This is a genomic window from Alteromonas sp. a30 (genome assembly GCF_026788005.1).
Lineage (GTDB): Bacteria > Pseudomonadota > Gammaproteobacteria > Enterobacterales > Alteromonadaceae > Paraneptunicella.
The window spans coordinates 1-1,493 of the sequence record NZ_JABEPE010000067.1 but is presented as its reverse complement, the minus strand read 5'-3'; the positions used below and the strand labels follow the sequence as shown (position 1 = coordinate 1,493).

At 48.2% G+C, this 1,493-nt stretch carries 1 protein-coding gene; it reads right to left on the bottom strand.

Annotated features, from left to right (window positions below; translation table 11 throughout):
- Nucleotides 1–71: 71 nt before the first annotated feature.
- A partial coding sequence (locus HJG39_RS19495; RefSeq protein WP_268412002.1) for a terminase large subunit domain-containing protein occupies nt 72–1,493 on the bottom strand: 1,422 nt, incomplete at its 5' end.

The window sequence follows — 1,493 nt, the reverse complement described above, 5'->3', positions numbered from 1 at the left end:
TATTCGGCAATGTCTCTGCCTTGTAACACCGGTACAGGCTCACCAAAGGTAAAAGATTCAATGTTTTTCACTTAAAACGTCTCCATGATGGATTTCTTACCGGAACCCACTTGATCCGCACTTTCAATCGGCGCTTTATCCAGCGCGTGCATCACCGCCCACGCCAAATCGGCATGGCCTGTTTTACTGGTGCGGCTGGCGCGATAAGTCACGTTTCGGCCCGATTGGGTGCTGGTTTGGTGAATGGTCATAAAGGCGTGGGCCAAATCCACCCACGCCATATCAAATTCAATGAGTTTTTTGCTGAAGAATTGCTTCGCGCGAAGCACCAAATCCGTTTTCACTTCCACCGAATATTTAATCTTTTTCACGCTGGGGTAGAACTTCTTCACGAGCTGATACACACCTGCGCCAACGCCCGTGGCATCAATGGCCATAAAGGCCACGCTAAAGCGTTCACAGATTTTCTTGATTGAATTGGCTTGGCCGTCAAAGTCCATGCCTTGCCAACTGTGTTTTTCAAGAATTCTGAACTTACCGCCTTTGGATTGTGGCGGCGCAATCACCACTAAACTGGCATCATCTTGGGTTTCCGATGGGTCGTAGCCCACCCATACAGGCTTATTGCCAAAGGGGCGTTTTTTGTGAGGCTGGTAGTCGTGCCAAATGAAGGCGGCATCCACCATACAGCCTTGCAGTTCTGAAAGCGGGAATATCGATGCGGTGTCATCAATAAACTGACACATCAGTAAGTTTTCGAACTTCGCAGGCGGGAATTTCTTCCTGAGTTTTTCCATTGTCACCAAGGAATAGCCCTTGTTAATGGCATCTTCTATGGTGACCACCTGACGCCAAATACCGTCTTCGCAAAGCCTGCCGTCTTTTAATGCTTTGTGGCTCACATCAATATTAATGTGTTCCGCTTTGGGCCTGTCTTGGTTGTAGTGCGAGCCGTCCCACAGTGAATAGGCTTGGTGATTGATGGTAGAAGGCGTGGAGAAATAAGTAATGCGCCTGTCATCGAGAATCGCCATGCCGCTGGCAACGTGCTCAATATCAACGAAGTTCGGTATCCAGAAATATTCATCTATGTATAAGTCGCCGCTGTAGCTTTGGGCGGTGTTCTTGTTCGTACCTAAAAAGTGCAGCTCCGCGCCGTTAGAAAGCACAATCGGATCGCCACGTAATTCAATACCCGTGGTTTCACGCACAAAGTTAATAATGTTGCGTTTAAAGACTTGGGCTTGGTTTTTAGACGCGGAAATGAAGATCTTGTTTTTGCCGGTTTTTGCGGCATCCACAATGGCCTCGCGGCTAAAGTGCAAGGTCGCGCCAATTTGGCGGCTTTTTAGGATTTCCCGAATTTCATACTTAAGTGCATCGTGCCAGACCTTTTGATGTGGGAACATGCCATCGAAGTAGGCTTTTTCCAGCTTTTCAACGGCGTCATCATCAAGGTGGTTTTTCTGCGGTTGCTTGCGCTTCTTGCCGTT